Source organism: Enterobacter sp. MGH119 (assembly GCF_001037675.1).
In the GTDB taxonomy this organism is placed as follows: Bacteria; Pseudomonadota; Gammaproteobacteria; order Enterobacterales; family Enterobacteriaceae; genus Enterobacter; species Enterobacter hormaechei_C.
On sequence record NZ_KQ089929.1, the window covers coordinates 733,015 to 747,962 of the forward strand.

At 54.9% G+C, this 14,948-nt stretch carries 15 protein-coding genes and 1 pseudogene; 5 read left to right on the forward strand and 11 right to left on the reverse strand.

Annotated elements, in window-relative coordinates:
• Positions 1 to 109 precede the first annotated feature (109 nt).
• Entirely contained in the window at positions 110 to 901 is a 792-nt protein-coding gene (gene kdgR, locus SK53_RS03415) for a DNA-binding transcriptional regulator KdgR (protein WP_003859903.1), read from the forward strand.
• A gap of 63 nt (positions 902 to 964) precedes the next feature.
• Here the strand turns inward: kdgR and SK53_RS03420 are convergent, their stop codons facing one another.
• Positions 965 to 1,204 carry a YobH family protein gene (locus SK53_RS03420; protein ID WP_003859905.1) on the reverse strand — a complete coding sequence of 80 codons (240 nt, stop codon included), beginning with the start codon at positions 1,202 to 1,204 and terminating at the stop codon, positions 965 to 967.
• 33 nt (positions 1,205 to 1,237) lie between these two features.
• Here SK53_RS03420 and SK53_RS03425 point away from each other — a divergent pair.
• Together SK53_RS03425 and rlmA are read left to right on the forward strand one after the other, a co-directional pair.
• A pseudogene (locus SK53_RS03425) lies at positions 1,238 to 2,089 on the forward strand (penicillin-binding transpeptidase domain-containing protein); the annotation flags it as partial.
• Positions 2,090 to 2,128: 39 nt separating this feature from the next.
• Positions 2,129 to 2,944: a 23S rRNA (guanine(745)-N(1))-methyltransferase gene (gene rlmA, locus SK53_RS03430; RefSeq protein ID WP_045329821.1), complete on the forward strand. Its 816-nt coding sequence runs from the start codon at positions 2,129 to 2,131 to the stop codon at positions 2,942 to 2,944.
• Here the strand turns inward: rlmA and mntP are convergent.
• The 5 genes from mntP to manX form a co-directional block, all read right to left on the reverse strand.
• Positions 2,941 to 3,507, reverse strand: coding sequence for a manganese efflux pump MntP (gene mntP, locus SK53_RS03435; RefSeq protein WP_003859911.1), 567 nt, complete (start codon positions 3,505 to 3,507; stop codon positions 2,941 to 2,943). The two genes, rlmA and mntP, sit on opposite strands and share 4 nt — an antisense overlap.
• 401 nt (positions 3,508 to 3,908) lie before the next feature.
• A complete protein-coding gene (locus SK53_RS03440; RefSeq protein WP_003859912.1) occupies positions 3,909 to 4,367 on the reverse strand; it encodes a DUF986 family protein in 459 nt (152 codons plus the stop codon).
• A 54-nt stretch (positions 4,368 to 4,421) separates the two neighbouring features.
• Positions 4,422 to 5,273, reverse strand: coding sequence for a PTS mannose transporter subunit IID (locus tag SK53_RS03445; RefSeq protein ID WP_006810994.1), 852 nt, complete (start codon positions 5,271 to 5,273; stop codon positions 4,422 to 4,424).
• Between the two features lie 12 nt (positions 5,274 to 5,285).
• Complete coding sequence (gene manY, locus SK53_RS03450; protein WP_048208513.1) at positions 5,286 to 6,086, reverse strand: PTS mannose transporter subunit IIC; 801 nt, start codon at positions 6,084 to 6,086, stop codon at positions 5,286 to 5,288.
• Between the two features lie 47 nt (positions 6,087 to 6,133).
• Positions 6,134 to 7,096 carry a PTS mannose transporter subunit IIAB gene (gene manX / locus SK53_RS03455; protein ID WP_048208514.1) on the reverse strand — a complete coding sequence of 321 codons (963 nt, stop codon included), beginning with the start codon at positions 7,094 to 7,096 and terminating at the stop codon, positions 6,134 to 6,136.
• A gap of 463 nt (positions 7,097 to 7,559) precedes the next feature.
• Between manX and yoaE the strand changes: the two genes are divergently transcribed.
• Positions 7,560 to 9,119, forward strand: a complete 1,560-nt coding sequence (gene yoaE, locus SK53_RS03460) for a CNNM family cation transport protein YoaE (RefSeq protein ID WP_003859916.1) — start codon at positions 7,560 to 7,562, stop codon at positions 9,117 to 9,119.
• A gap of 6 nt (positions 9,120 to 9,125) precedes the next feature.
• Here the strand turns inward: yoaE and SK53_RS03465 are convergent, their stop codons facing one another.
• From SK53_RS03465 to pabB, 4 genes are all read right to left on the reverse strand, one after another.
• A complete protein-coding gene (locus tag SK53_RS03465) occupies positions 9,126 to 10,724 on the reverse strand; it encodes an EAL domain-containing protein (protein ID WP_022651433.1) in 1,599 nt (532 codons plus the stop codon).
• Between the two features lie 129 nt (positions 10,725 to 10,853).
• On the reverse strand, positions 10,854 to 12,218 hold the full coding sequence (gene sdaA, locus SK53_RS03470; protein ID WP_003859920.1) for an L-serine ammonia-lyase: 1,365 nt from the start codon (positions 12,216 to 12,218) through the stop codon (positions 10,854 to 10,856).
• Between the two features lie 184 nt (positions 12,219 to 12,402).
• Positions 12,403 to 12,981, reverse strand: a complete 579-nt coding sequence (locus tag SK53_RS03475) for a CoA pyrophosphatase (RefSeq protein WP_003859921.1) — start codon at positions 12,979 to 12,981, stop codon at positions 12,403 to 12,405.
• Positions 12,978 to 14,312: an aminodeoxychorismate synthase component 1 gene (gene pabB / locus SK53_RS03480; protein ID WP_048208521.1), complete on the reverse strand. Its 1,335-nt coding sequence runs from the start codon at positions 14,310 to 14,312 to the stop codon at positions 12,978 to 12,980. The genes SK53_RS03475 and pabB overlap by 4 nt, the downstream gene beginning before the upstream one ends.
• A gap of 61 nt (positions 14,313 to 14,373) precedes the next feature.
• Between pabB and SK53_RS03485 the strand changes: the two genes are divergently transcribed.
• Positions 14,374 to 14,556, forward strand: a complete 183-nt coding sequence (locus SK53_RS03485) for a YoaH family protein (RefSeq protein WP_003859925.1) — start codon at positions 14,374 to 14,376, stop codon at positions 14,554 to 14,556.
• A gap of 5 nt (positions 14,557 to 14,561) precedes the next feature.
• Here the strand turns inward: SK53_RS03485 and SK53_RS03490 are convergent, their stop codons facing one another.
• Entirely contained in the window at positions 14,562 to 14,906 is a 345-nt protein-coding gene (locus tag SK53_RS03490) for a RidA family protein (RefSeq protein WP_003859927.1), read from the reverse strand.
• Positions 14,907 to 14,948: the final 42 nt, after the last annotated feature.

The following is a 14,948-nucleotide window of genomic DNA, read 5'->3' on the forward strand; positions in this document are numbered from 1 at the left end:
GTCGCAGATTTGTAACGAAGTAAACCCAGATAGATTGCAGCACGCATCACACGAATTTATAATAAAAACCGGTTCTGATTTTTATAAAACACTCTCCATGAGGTGATAAATGGCAATCGCAGATTTGGATAAGCAGCCAGATTCTGTTTCTTCCGTGCTGAAGGTGTTTGGCATCTTGCAGGCGCTCGGAGAAGAGCGTGAAATTGGTATTACAGAGTTGTCGCAGCGTGTGATGATGTCGAAAAGCACCGTTTATCGCTTTTTGCAGACGATGAAATCATTGGGTTATGTCGCGCAGGAAGGAGAATCAGAAAAATATTCTCTGACGCTGAAACTGTTTGAACTGGGCGCCCGCGCTTTGCAAAACGTGGATCTGATCCGCAGCGCTGACATTCAGATGCGTGAACTTTCACGATTGACGAAAGAGACAATTCACCTCGGTGCGCTGGATGAAGACAGCATTGTTTACATCCACAAAATTGACTCCATGTACAACCTGCGCATGTATTCACGCATCGGTCGTCGTAACCCGCTCTACAGCACCGCAATTGGTAAAGTACTGCTGGCCTGGCGCGATCGCGAAGAGGTGAAGCAGATCCTTGACGGGGTGGAGTACAAACGCAGCACCGACCGCACCATTACCAGTACGGATGAACTGCTGAGCGTGCTGGATAATGTGCGTGAGCAGGGTTACGGGGAAGATAACGAAGAGCAGGAAGAGGGGCTGCGTTGTATCGGTGTGCCGGTATTTGACCGTTTCGGCGTTGTCATTGCGGGCCTGAGCATTTCGTTCCCAACGCTGCGTTTCTCTGAAGAGCGTCTTCATGAATATGTGGCGATCCTGCATACCGCAGCGCGCAAAATTTCAGAGCAGATGGGCTATAACGATTATCCGTTCTGATCGACGCTTTCAATAAAAACGCCGCAACAGTGCGGCGTTCTTGTAAGCGAAATTCAACGCTGATTAACCGTTATCAATCACATCAGATGATTTACGCAGCACAGGACAGTTGGTTAACCCGATGATCCCGCTGTCGGAATGGATGTACTGCGCCGTGCTTACCCCCCGGGCGGTAAGATATTTACACTGGATACCCAGACCCGCGGCATTTTCTTTGCTTCCCATTAATACGCCGTACCCACTTAATAACAGGCCGATCCACACAATGGCCAGTACAATTACTGTACGAATAAGTAAACGCATCGTTGCCTCTTTTTTCTTTGTTGTCATGGAGTTGGCTCGACCGTTAAGCCTCTGGTGCTGATGACGGCGCTACAGCAGGGGCTGGTACAGCCTGACAGCGTCATAGACACGCATCCCTACACCATTGATGGCCATCGTATCCGCGACGTGGGCTACTACCCCGAGCTGACGATGACCGGCATCCTGCAAAAATCCAGTGACACGGGCGTGTCCCGTCTTTCGCTGGCGATGCCTGTGCAACGGTTACTGGATACCTATAAACACTTTGGCTTTGGCGAGAGTACCGGGCTTGGCTTAACGGGAGAAAGCGCAGGTTTACTGCCGCAGCGGAAATTCTGGAGCCAGTTAGACCGGGCGACCTTTGCCTTTGGATATGGCCTGATGGTAACCCCCCTCCAGCTGGCGCATGTGTATGCCACCATCGGCAGCTATGGCATTGAACGGCCTCTGTCCATCACCCGAATCGATCCGCCGGTGATTGGCAAGCGGGTGATGCCCGAGGAAATTGTTCACGAGGTGGAGCACATGATGGAGAGCGTCGCGTTACCCGGCGGTGGTGGAATCAAAGCGGCGGTGCGTAACTATCGCGTGGCGATAAAAACCGGGACGGCCAAAAAAATCGATGAACACGGTAAGTATGTGGATAAATACGTCGCCTATACCGCAGGCGTTGCGCCTGCCAGCGATCCCCGTTTTGCGCTGGTGGTGGTGATTAACGATCCGCAAAACGGTGCCTATTACGGCGGGGCCGTTTCCGCGCCCGTTTTCAGCGAAATCATGGGGAACGTTCTGCGTCTGGAAAACGTAAAGCCTGACGGGCTGCCGGCAGATTCTGACCATCTGATCGTGATGCATCACCCAGCCGTTTATAACCCTGGCGAATAGCGGTACACTTCGCCTTTTGGTTTACGCCCTGGAGCTGTCATGTCTTTCAGTTGTCCCCTTTGCCACGCGCCGCTGACGCGCGCGGAGAAAACGTTTATCTGTCCACAGGGACATCAGTTTGACCGGGCGAAAGAGGGCTATGTAAATCTTCTGCCGGTACAGCACAAGCGCTCCCGGGACCCGGGTGACAGCGCGGAGATGATGCAGGCGCGCCGGGCGTTTCTCGATGCCGGGCATTATCAACCGCTCAGGGATGCCGTTGTCGCCTTACTCCGTGAATATCTGACAGAAGGCGCATCCGCCATGCTGGATATCGGCTGCGGCGAAGGTTACTACACCGCCACGTTTGCTGACGTGGCGGCTGAGAAGGGCGCCGAAACGTACGGGCTGGACGTATCTAAAGTGGCTATCCGTGCGGCAGCCAAACGCTACTCAGCGGTAACGTTCTGCGTGGCCTCCAGCCACCGCCTGCCGTTTGAGGAAGCGAGTATGGACGCCGTGGTGCGTATCTATGCGCCGTGCAAGGCTGAGGAGCTGGCGCGCGTCGTTAAGCCCGGTGGCTGGGTTATCACCGTCACGCCAGGGCCGCGTCATCTGCTGGAGCTAAAAGGGCTGATCTATGATGAAGTTCACCTGCATGCGCCTCACTCTGAACAGCTGGCAGGCTTTGCGTTAAAGCAGGCGCAGTCGGTAGCGTATGAAATGATGTTGCAGGGAAGTGAAGCGGTGGCGTTACTGCAAATGACGCCGTTTGCGTGGCGGGCAAAACCAGAGGTGTGGGAAACGCTGGCAGCGCAGACAGAATTTCGCTGCCAGACGGATTTCAGCATCCATTGCTGGCAGCGCGAAGGTTAACCCGCGAAGTGTGCCCAAAGGATTTGGGCACCAATCCCGATCAACACGATACCGCCCAGAATTTCGGCGCGTTTGCCTAACAGCGGGCCAATGAACCGACCCACCATCATCCCCAGCGTTGACATGATCAGCGTGGCGCAGCCAATCGCCAGCGCGGTGGCGATAATATTGACCTGCAAAAACGCCAGACCGACACCCACGGCCATTGCATCCAGGCTGGTTGCGATGGCGGTTGTCACCAGAAGCCAGAAGCCGTGGCGTTGCAGCGGCGCATCATCTTCATCGCCGTTGCCACGAAAACCTTCAATCACCATACGTCCGCCGAGGAACACCAGCAGCACGAAAGCAATCCAGTGATTCCACTCCAGCACAAACTGGCTGGCGAGCATCCCCAGTCCCCAGCCGATAAGCGGCGTCAGCGTTTCGATAGCGCCAAAGATGAGACCGGTACGCAGGGCTTCGGAAAATTTAGGTTTATGGAGAGTGGCACCTTTGCCGATAGAGGCGGCAAATGCGTCCATGGACATGCCAAAAGCCAGAAGGATCGTAGCGGAGATATTCATAAGAGCGTCCAGACCGGGGATATCCATATGACACATCACTGCCCCCAGTAAACAGCAGTTGATGTATCTATGGTCTCGCCTGATCGCTTCTGGCACAGTAATTGTGCTTAAAAACGATCCGTACGCGCCACGTTTTTCAACGAGTATGTTGACACGTACATTTCCCGCAGGCAGGAAATCGGCTACTCCCCAACGACGGGCGCAACCTTAACATATTTTGAGAATATAAAACAACAACGAAGATGGCTTTATATAGCCACTATGTTGATAACGATTTTCATTTAGATTTATGCGTGAAAATATCGTTAATAAATATAAGTCAATTAACAGAGGAGATATAGCACCGGCTATATTGCTGGTTCAAGAATAATGCAATATATAGCAGATGCTATAATTATAAATCATTGAGTTTTAACAAGTAATTTGTATATCTTTTCCAGGTCATCAATATTTCTGACCCGGATGAGCAGGCGGCGTTGTTCTAATTGCATCACCAGAACCCCGTCTTCGGATAAATTCATCTCTTTAATACGGTTATATTCTATCCAGACATTGGCGAAGAAGAATCCGTGTTTTTTAAAAATGAGTTTTGGCGAGCGGATCCAGAACAGGTAAATCGCCATTAATGCCAGCGCACATAATAACCATGTGGTTAATATTGCGCCGTGGCTGGTCACATTATTGTAAATGAGGATGACTACCAGACCGGCGAAGATAAACGCATCAATGCGTCCACGGCGTAAGAGGGGAAGGGTCAGCAGCGTCTCGCCGTGGCGGCGAGGCATAATAAACTCGTCATAGATCGCGTAAGCCAGAAGGGCAACAATAAATAAAACCAGTACGGTGTCCGTGACAGTCATTCATCCTCCAGATAAAAAGACCGGGGGCAAGCCCCCGATCAGTAACGCATTTTATTACAGACCCAGCAGGCCGACAGCGTAGCCCGCGATACCGATGACGAAGAAGCCAACGATGATCCAAAGCGGGTTCACTTTCTTACGCAGCAGCCACATACAGGCGAAGGTTAACAGCAGCGGTACCAGGCCCGGCATCAGCTGGTCCAGAATGGTCTGCACGGTGGTAACGCGCGTCTGACCATCCTGACCGGTGATCGTTGATACCACCAGCGGGATGTTTACGTGCGTCCACTTGTTAACCAGCGCCCCCATTACAAACAGGCCGAGAATTGACGCCCCCTCAGTCAGTTTTTGCAGGAAGCCGCCGCCCATATCCTTAACGATATCCACACCTTTACGATAGCCGTACGCCACGCCGTAGTAACGGGTCAGCAGACGCACCGCGTTGAACAGGATGAAGAACAGCAGAGGACCGAGCAGGCTGCCGCTCATGGCGATCCCGGCGCCCAGCGCCGCAAAGACCGGACGCACGGTACCCCAGAAAATCGGGTCGCCCACGCCTGCCAGCGGCCCCATCAGACCAACTTTGATACCGTTGATGGCACCATCGTCGATTTCAGCCCCGTTCGCACGCTGCTCTTCCATCGCCAGCGTCACGCCCAGAACCGGCGCCGCAACATAAGGATGGGTGTTGAAGAATTCCAGATGACGCTTAATTGCCTGACGGCGTGCTTCGTTGTTTTCCGGATACAGGCGTTTGATGGCCGGCACCATGGAGAAGCAGAAGCCGAGCGCCTGCATACGTTCGAAGTTCCATGAACCCTGAAACAGGTTAGAACGGATGAACACGCCACGAATATCACCCGGAGTGAGTTTTTTCTCAGTGGTAGTTTTTGTCATATCAACCATTTCGCTCACCTGTTAGTCCAGTTCGTTATCGAGATCGTTGTTACCAGCAGCCTGCGCAGGGGCACCCGCGACACGGTTGTATTTCGGGTTGAGCTGGATATAAAGAATCGCCATCACCGCACCAATCACACCCAGCGCAACCAGGTTGAAGTTGGTGAACGCAGCGGTAACGAAGCCGAGGTAGAAGAATGGCATCAGGTAGCCCGCGCGCATCATGTTGATGACCATCGCATAACCGACCACCACGATCATACCCCCGGCGATATTCAGACCGCTGGTGACCACTTCAGGGATCGCATTCAGCATGCCCTGAACTTCGCTGGTACCGACAGAAATCGCCACGATAACTGCAGGGATCGCGATACGCATCGCTTGCAGGAACAGGGAAGAAACGTGGATCCAGGAGAGCGCGGTGAGGTTGCCGTTTTCGGCCGCCTTATCCGCCGCGTGCTGGAAGGCCACGGTAATAGTACGGACAATAATGGTCAGCACCTGACCCGCTGCGGCCAGCGGGATGGCCAGCGCGATACCGGCACCAATACTCTGATGACCGGCGATAACCAGAACGGTCGAAATAATGGACGCCAGCGCGGCATCTGGCGCAACTGCCGCACCGATGTTCATCCAGCCGAGGGCGATCATTTCCAGGGTACCACCGATGATGATACCGGTTTTCATGTCACCGAGAACGGCGCCAATCAACGTACAGGCCACCAGAGGGCGGTGGAACTGAAATTCATCAAGTACGGACTCCATACCCGCAATACACGCGACGATGAACACCAGCACAATCTGAAGAGTAGTAATCTCCATTGCACTTCTCCTATTACATAAGCTCTATATGAAAAACCGGCCCGGGCTTATTTCCCCACTTTGCCGATCAAATCCATCATTTTCAGTTTCTGATCCGTGGAAACCTTACGGGCTTCCAGCTCGATACCGCGTGCATTCAGCTTGTTGAAGGCCTCGATATCTTTCGCATCCACTGAAATCGCGTTGTTGACCTGCGTTTTGCCCTGACGGAAAGCCATACCGCCAATGTTAACGGAGGTGATTTTCACGCCGCCTTCAACAATGCGTTCAACGTCTGTCGGGTTGGTGAACAGAAGCATCACGCGTTCGCCCGCGTATTTCGGGTTGTTGTAAACGCGGATCATTTTGGCGACATCCACGACGTGCGCGGTGACGCCCGGCGGTGCAACCTGGGTAAGAAGGGTTTTACGGACAGTGTCGGCGGCCACTTCGTCACTGACCACGATGATGCGTTGTACGTTGGTCTCTTTGGTCCAGCGCGTCGCCACCTGGCCGTGGATCAGACGGTCATCAATACGCGCAAGGCCGATAACCATGTAATCGTTCGGACCCATTGGCTTCGCCGGTGCAGCGGCTTTTGGTGCAGCAGGGGCAGGGGCAGGTTTTTCAACCGGCTGCGCTTTCAGCGCCTTCACGCCTTCGCGACCGGTTTCCACCGCCAGCGCCACCAGCTCGTCAAAGCCTGGGTTGTCGTCACGCGCCATGAAGGTTTCCACCAACATCGGGATATTCACCCCGGCGACGACTTCATAATGCTCTTTATCGACGACAATGCGGCTGGCAGCGTTGAACGGGCTGCCGCCCCATGTATCCACGAGAAACAGCACGCCTTTGCTGGTATCCAGCTTCTCAAGCTGAGCAGTGTATTTTTCAATCAGCGTCTCGGCATTTTCACCGGGAACGAAATCGATCCAGCCGACGTTATCCTGCTCGCCCAACAGCATTTCTACCGTTTTGAGTAACTGCTCCGCAGCCCAACCATGTGTGCCTATGACAATAGCAATGGTCACTTGCTACCTCCTTTTATTATCATTTATACGTCTGCCAGGCAGGCGTACTGAGAATCGTATTGGCGAACCGAATCGATTCAGATAAGGGTTAGAGTTCAAAAAAACTAAGACTTCCGCGAATTATTTTAGATAGTGAAAAAATAATTTATGTGATGAAGATCCGTAATTTAGCTACGCCTTACAGATTTTTCTCTAAGATAATCCGCGTGTGTTACAGAAGTTTGCAAAGGAACGTAAATCTTTGCTAAAAACCAATTGTCTCTGATATGTTTAGCGTCCGTTTAATTATTCAGGAGTATAGGGCTACAGCCCACTATATGGACCGTCACCGACGTCAGTCATCTTCCAGGCCATTCCGCGCCTTAATCACCGGCGATCTTCGCCACGCATCGACTCTCATTCCCTTTGAAATGCCCGACATTAGCGGGGCACCGTTTTGTCATTCCTTTAGCAGGAGCGTGTCATGGAATTCTTAATGGACCCGTCAATCTGGGTAGGCTTGCTTACGCTGGTCGTGCTGGAGATCGTTCTCGGTATTGATAACCTGGTGTTTATCGCCATCCTCGCAGATAAACTGCCGCCGAAACAGCGTGATAAAGCCCGTCTGATCGGCCTCTCGCTGGCGCTGATCATGCGTCTGGGCTTACTGTCTGTTATCTCGTGGATGGTCACCCTGACGAAGCCCCTGTTCACCGTCATGGATTTCACCTTCTCCGGCCGCGATTTAATTATGCTGGTAGGGGGACTGTTCCTGCTGTTCAAAGCCACAACAGAGCTGCATGAACGGCTGGAGAACCGGCAGCACGATGATGGCCACGGTAAGGGTTATGCCAGCTTCTGGGTGGTTGTTCTACAGATTGTGGTGCTTGATGCGGTCTTCTCACTGGATGCGGTGATTACGGCGGTCGGCATGGTGAACCATCTGCCGGTGATGATGGCGGCGGTGGTGATTGCGATGGCGGTAATGCTGCTGGCGTCGAAACCGCTGACGCGTTTCGTCAACCAGCATCCGACGGTCGTTGTGCTGTGTCTGAGCTTCCTGCTGATGATTGGTCTGAGCCTGGTGGCAGAAGGGTTTGGCTTCCATATTCCGAAAGGCTACCTGTACGCTGCGATTGGCTTCTCGATTCTGATCGAGCTGTTTAACCAGATTGCGCGCCGTAACTTTATTAAGCAGCAGTCGAATCAGCCGCTGCGAGCCCGTACCGCAGATGCGATTCTGCGACTGATGGGCGGGCGTCGTCAGGTGAACGTGCAGGCTGATAACGAGAACCGCAACCCGGTTCCGGTGCCGGAAGGCGCGTTTGTGGAAGAAGAACGCTACATGATCAATGGCGTGCTTTCGCTGGCTTCCCGCTCCCTGCGCGGTATTATGACGCCGCGCGGCGAAATCAGCTGGGTGGACGCCAACCTGAGCGTCGACGAAATTCGTCAGCAGCTGCTCTCCTCGCCGCACAGCCTGTTCCCGGTCTGCCGGGGTGAGCTGGATGAGATCATCGGTGTGGTACGCGCGAAAGAGATGCTGGTGGCGCTGGAAGAGGGCGTTAACGTCGAGGCCGTAGCGGCCGCGTCGCCCGCTATCGTGGTGCCTGAAACGCTGGATCCGATCAACCTGCTGGGCGTATTGCGCCGTGCTCGCGGGAGCTTTGTTATCGTCACCAACGAATTTGGTGTGGTACAGGGCCTGGTGACGCCGCTGGACGTGCTGGAAGCCATTGCCGGTGAATTCCCTGATGCGGATGAAACCCCGGAAATCGTTGCCGACGGTGACGGCTGGCTGGTGAAAGGCACCACCGACCTGCACGCACTCTCGCACACGCTGGGCGTCGAAAACGTGGTCAATGATGATGAAGATATTGCCACCGTGGCGGGGCTGGTGATCTCCGTTAACGGGCAGATCCCGCGTATCGGTGATGTGCTGGAGCTGCCGCCGCTGCAAATTACCATCGTCGAAGCCAACGACTATCGCGTTGATATGGTGCGTATTGTTAAAGAGCACTCTGCGCACGATGAAGAAGAGTAACGTTATCTAGCGTAACGGCAGTAAGGGCACGATGTGTCCGTTGTGACGGGCTGGCGGAGAGTGACTTTCCGCCAGCCATTTCGGAAACTCGCGCAGCGGCATTGGCCGCGCATACAAGTACCCCTGCAAAATATGTACGCTGTGACGGCGCAGGTAGCGTGACTGCTCCTCGGTTTCCACCCCTTCCGCAACCAGTTCAATATTCAGCCGCTGGCCAAGCGCAATAATAATATCTGTTACCGTTGAGTTCACGGCGTCGGTGCCGATCGCGGTGGTGAAGGATTTATCAATTTTCAGCACATCCGGATGCAGTTTTTCTAGCCATGAAAGTGAGCTGTTGCCGGTACCAAAATCATCAATCGCAAGTTTCACCCCTTTGCGGTGCAGCTCCCGCACGATGCGGTAATCCACATCCAGCAACGCATCGCGTTCGGTTAACTCCACGATCAACTGTTGAACAGGGCTGGCGTTAAACCAGATGCGGTTGAGATCCTGGATAAGCGCAGCGCGGCGAAAATGGCTGGCGGCCACGTTAATGCCGATATGGAAATCGCGCGAGGCAGGGAAATAGCCTATCTGCCGCACCGTTTCGCTGATGACGTAGCGGGTAAGCGGAACAATCAGGTTATGTTCTTCGGCCAGAGGGATAAAGACATCGGGCGAAATCCATCCCTGACGCGGGTTGTTCCAGCGCAGGAGGATCTCGACGCCGACGCATTCCCGGGTGCGGGCATTCACCAGCGGCTGGCAGAAGAGCTCAAACTCCCTGGCCGCAATTCCCATGTTGATTTCCCAGGTGAAACTGATTCGCCGCGCCGTGGCGAGCCAGGCGATATAGCCCATCAGTAAGCTGAGCATCAACGCCAGCGGCAGCTGGGTGGGCAGATTTTTTAACGCCATTTCGCCAGGCCCGGGGCCGCTCACCGTGACGCTGAAAGGGTAATGTTGTGACGACTGTTCCAGCAGGGAGGCGTTTTCATCGAAGGTCGGCGTAGTCGTCACCTGTTGCCCGTCGCGGAGGAAGTTATCTCCTACTCTCAGGACAACGTCGGTGATCTGCGGCCGCTGCGGCTCGAGAATCATTTTAGTGATGAGATCGATATTCACCACCTCCATCACCCCGTCGTTGCCGTCGCCCGCAACGGGAGACCACTGAATCAGTACCGGGCTGCCTTTTACCAGCCACCGGTCAGTCGACAGCAGCAGCCTGGATTCACTGACTGGAAGCTCCGGCACAAACTCACTGACGGGCACATTACGGCTGCCAAAGACGCTTGAGCAATACAGTATTCCGTCTTGAATGAGGGCGATGGAGCGTACGGTCTGGAGGATCGCCGCCTGTTTTCGCAGGATCAGATTTGCTTCGGAACAGGGTATGCCAACCAGTGAAAGTAGCGTTTCACGCTGGACCTCTAACGAGAGAAGCACCTTATCAAGCGCACGCACGGTGTGGTGGGTAAAGTCGTGGATCCGATCCTGATTTATGTTGCGCTGTGAAATAAAGCGAATGCCCAGCGTCAGGACGAGCGTAACGAGCGCAACCGTGACACAGACGATAACGCGTTTTCGGCGATAGTCTTTTATGATCGTTTGTGCAGTTTGCATGAACGGTCGCCTGTTAAGCACCGGCCAGAAAAGCCAGACGCAACAGTGACAGTGTAGTGGGGAATACGTGAAGCGACGAGACGAGAGGGGAAAATTCGCCCATCTGTTGCAGATGGGCGAAAGGAAGGCTTAGTCGCACTGCACCTTAATGGCCAGACCGCCGCGCGAGGTCTCACGGTACTTCGCGTTCATGTCCTTGCCGGTTTCGTACATGGTTTCAATAACCTTATCCAGCGACACGCGTGGCTCGCTGGTACGGCGCATCGCCATACGCGAGGCGTTGATCGCTTTGACGGAGGCGATGGCGTTACGCTCAATGCACGGCACCTGCACCTGACCGGCAACCGGGTCACAGGTCAGACCGAGGTTGTGCTCCATACCGATTTCCGCCGCCACGCACACCTGCTCAGGGCTGGCGCCCAACAGTTCCGCCAGACCCGCTGCCGCCATAGAGCAGGCCACGCCCACTTCACCCTGACAGCCTACTTCGGCACCAGAGATGGACGCATTCATTTTGTACAGCGCGCCGATAGCGCCTGCCGCGAGGAAATAACGGATATAGATATCCGGTGTCACGGGCTCAATAAAGTGATCGTAATAGGCCAGCACCGCCGGAACGATACCGCACGCGCCGTTGGTCGGCGCCGTCACCACGCGACCACCCGCTGCGTTCTCTTCGTTAACCGCGAGGGCAAACATGTTCACCCAGTCGACCACGTTCATTGGGTCATTGGAGAACTTGTCGGTGGTGACCAGCATGCGGCGCAGCGCAGAGGCACGACGCGGTACGCGCAGAGGCCCAGGCAGAACACCCTCGGTGTTCATCCCGCGGTCAATACAGGCGCGCATGGTTTGCCACACGTTAGCAAAATAGTCTTCGATCTCTTTCTTGCTGTGCAGCGCCAGTTCATTCTGCATCACCATGCCGGACAGGGACAGACCGGTCTCTTTGCAGTAGCCCAGCATCTCGGTGGCCGATTTAAACGGATAGGGCACATTGACGTCGCCCGCGCTCTCTTTACCAAAGTGTTCTTCGTCAACGATAAAGCCGCCGCCGATGGAGTAGTAGGTTTTACTGTAGATCTCTTTTTCGCCGCTCCAGGCGTGGATGGTCATGCCGTTTTCATGCAGCGGCAGGTTGTCGCTACGAAAACGCATCCCGTCATCCTGCGGGAAGTCCACTTCGTGCTGACCGTTAGCCAGCAGTAAGCGTCCGCGCGTTTCCACGTCGCGGATAAATGCCGGAATGGCATCAATATCAACAGTGTCCGGCATATTGCCTGCCAGACCCATAATAATGGCGATATCGGTGTGGTGGCCTTTACCCGTTAATGACAGTGAACCGTAAACGTCTACGGCGACACGGGTAACGCTTTCCAGTAATCCTTTTTCGACCAGATCATCGACGAACTGTTTACCGGCCTTCATCGGCCCTACAGTGTGGGAAGAGGAAGGACCAATCCCCACTTTGAACATGTCGAATATACTAATCACTTTCACACTCCTGACAGGGTTACTGGGGTTCCAGTAACGATGTTATAACTGCGCATAGTGTAAGAGGGAACACCAACCTCGGCTTAACTATTCACATGAATTAAACTAATGGTTAACGATGGTTTTGCTAATAGCGCGACGCCGATCGCAAACCTGCCAGAAAAGGGTGGAATGTAAAGTATAGTCAAGGCTTCAGGCCGATTTGCAGGGCCAGCTCACGAATGATGCCTGCCGTCATGCCCCAGACAAAATAATGCTGATACCACGACAGCCAGACCCGATGATCGTGTCCGCGGCGGTGAATATCCAGTGGGTGATAGCGGCCCAGACGAAGGGCCTCTTCCAGCGGCATTTCGAACACCGCTGAAACTTCATCGACGCTGGCGTGATACTGAAGATCGGGCGGAATAATGCCAACGACCGGCGTGACCTGAAAACCGGTTACGCTGTCCACTGGCGGCAGCACGCCGATCACCTCGACTGTCTCCGGGGGGATTGCCACTTCCTCATGCGCTTCACGCAGTGCGGCGGCAATCAGGGATGCATCGGTGCTGTCCACCGCGCCGCCCGGGAACGCAACCTGACCGGCGTGTTTTCGCATATGCGGTGAGCGCTGGGTAAGCAACAGACCCGGCTGCTCACGGCGCACGACCGGGATCAGCACCGCCGCCTGACGTTGATTCAGCGTGGCGCGGCTAACCTGGGGCCGCAGAAGCTGAAAGCGTGACAGAAAATCATCCAGCGTCAGGTTGTCTTTCTTCACCGTGAGTTCTCCAGTTGTTTCAGGATACGATTCACTTTATCAAAGGTTTCCTGATATTCCGCCTCGACCTGGCTATCGGCCACAATGCCACCGCCTGCGGAACAGTACAGGTTACCGTCGCACGCCGTCAGGGTGCGAATAGTGATGCTGGTATCCATGGTGCCGCACAGACTCACATAGCCGATGCTGCCGCACCAGGCGTTGCGGCGATGTGGTTCCAGTTCGTCGATGATCTCCATCGCCCGGACCTTCGGCGCGCCGGTGATGGAGCCGCCCGGAAACGCGGCGCGGAGCAGATCGCAGGCGGTTCGCGAGGCCGGCAGGCGTGCGGTGATGGTGCTGACCAGATGATGCACCGCCGGGAAAGGCTCCACGACGAACAGCTCCGGCACGCGCACGCTGCCCGGCTCGGCGACGCGACCAATATCATTGCGCATCAGATCGACAATCATCAGGTTTTCGGCACGATCTTTGGGAGAGGCCGCCAGCGTCTCCGCCTGCTGGCGGTCGGCGTCGGCGTTGGCAAGGCGCGGCAGTGTGCCCTTTATTGGGCGGGTCTGAATCATACCGTCAGCCAGGTGGATAAAACGCTCAGGCGAAAGGCTGAGTATGGCGCCGTGTTCAAAGCGTAAAAATGCACTGAACGGGGCCTTATTGCTGGCATTGAGGCGGGTAAACGCCTGCCATTCGTCTCCCTTGTACGCCGCCTGGAAACGCTGGGCAAGGTTGACCTGATAACAGTCGCCACTGTGAAGATACGCCTGCACACGGGAGAATTTTTCCGCGTATTCCTCCGCGCTCATGTTCGAGCGCCAGCCGGAGGTCAGCATAAAGTGTTCCGGGGCGGCGGGCCGTTGCGCCTCAAGCCAGGCCAGACGCGCCTGTACGTCCCGGTGGCTCAGCAGAGAAACCGTCTGCTTACGGTGATCCACGATCAGCGCCCAGTCATACAGCCCCACCGCCATATCCGGCAGGGAAATATCCGCCTGCGCATGCTCAGGCAGCGTTTCGAAACGGCGACCCAGATCGTAACCAAACAGGCCCAGCGCGCCCCCCTGGAAAGGCAGATCCGGATCAGGTCTGGCAGTTAAGCCCAGAGCATCGATCTCGTTCTGAAGCCGCATCAGCGGATCGTCCGTTGGCGACAGCGCATCGGTCGTCAGCGTTTTAACCGGGTCGGCCACCAGAATATCAAAGCGGCTGTAGGGGTGATCCGCATGGCCGGAGTGCAGCAGCATGGCAAAAGGAAGGTGGCTCAGACGGGCAAACCAGAACTCCGCGGCGTCAGCACGCCAGGGCAAGGTCATAACAGTGGGGAAGCGCATGTTCATGTATGGCATACTACCGGGCAGCGTGAAATAATTAGCGCGAATAATTTAGCAGGAGTTAACGATGTTTGCAGGTTTACCTTCTCTCAGCCATGACCAACAGCAGAAAGCCGTTGAACGTATTCAGGAGCTGATGTCCCAGGGGATGAGCAGCGGACAGGCAATTTCCCAGGTCGCGGAAGAACTTCGCGCCACCCATACCGGCGAGCGGATCGTGGCGCGCTTTGAGGATGAAGATGAAGAATAACCGGCTTACACTGCCGCGATAATCTTGATCTCAACCTTATATTCCGGTTTCATCAGCGTGGCCTGTACGGTGCAGCGTACAGGCGCGTGACCCGCCACCACCCACGCATCCCATGCTTTATTCATCGCCGCGAAATCGTCTTTATTCGCCAGAAAAATCGTCGCATCCAGAATGCGGGATTTGTCGCTGCCCTGTTTTTCCAGTACGGCGTCGATCTGCGCCAGGGTGTTGGCGGTCTGCTCGAAGGCGTCGGCGTCCAGATTGGCAGGGACGCCGGTGTAGTACAGCGTCTGGTTGTGGATCACCACATCAGACCAGCGGGCTTCGGCATCAATGCGCGTAATTGTCATAAACGTATCCTCGTTATCTTTCGTCGTCAGGCGGCAAGACTG

What these genes read in the sequence shown, in the direction of transcription:
- kdgR (WP_003859903.1), top strand. Translation starts at nt 110, where the DNA reads ATGGCAATCGCAGATTTGGATAAGCAGCCAGATTCTGTTTCTTCCGTG.
- SK53_RS03420 (WP_003859905.1), bottom strand. Translation starts at nt 1,204, where the DNA reads ATGCGTTTACTTATTCGTACAGTAATTGTACTGGCCATTGTGTGGATC.
- rlmA (WP_045329821.1), top strand. Translation starts at nt 2,129, where the DNA reads ATGTCTTTCAGTTGTCCCCTTTGCCACGCGCCGCTGACGCGCGCGGAG.
- mntP (WP_003859911.1), bottom strand. Translation starts at nt 3,507, where the DNA reads ATGAATATCTCCGCTACGATCCTTCTGGCTTTTGGCATGTCCATGGAC.
- SK53_RS03440 (WP_003859912.1), bottom strand. Translation starts at nt 4,367, where the DNA reads ATGACTGTCACGGACACCGTACTGGTTTTATTTATTGTTGCCCTTCTG.
- SK53_RS03445 (WP_006810994.1), bottom strand. Translation starts at nt 5,273, where the DNA reads ATGGTTGATATGACAAAAACTACCACTGAGAAAAAACTCACTCCGGGT.
- manY (WP_048208513.1), bottom strand. Translation starts at nt 6,086, where the DNA reads ATGGAGATTACTACTCTTCAGATTGTGCTGGTGTTCATCGTCGCGTGT.
- yoaE (WP_003859916.1), top strand. Translation starts at nt 7,560, where the DNA reads ATGGAATTCTTAATGGACCCGTCAATCTGGGTAGGCTTGCTTACGCTG.
- SK53_RS03465 (WP_022651433.1), bottom strand. Translation starts at nt 10,724, where the DNA reads ATGCAAACTGCACAAACGATCATAAAAGACTATCGCCGAAAACGCGTT.
- pabB (WP_048208521.1), bottom strand. Translation starts at nt 14,312, where the DNA reads ATGAACATGCGCTTCCCCACTGTTATGACCTTGCCCTGGCGTGCTGAC.
- SK53_RS03485 (WP_003859925.1), top strand. Translation starts at nt 14,374, where the DNA reads ATGTTTGCAGGTTTACCTTCTCTCAGCCATGACCAACAGCAGAAAGCC.
- SK53_RS03490 (WP_003859927.1), bottom strand. Translation starts at nt 14,906, where the DNA reads ATGACAATTACGCGCATTGATGCCGAAGCCCGCTGGTCTGATGTGGTG.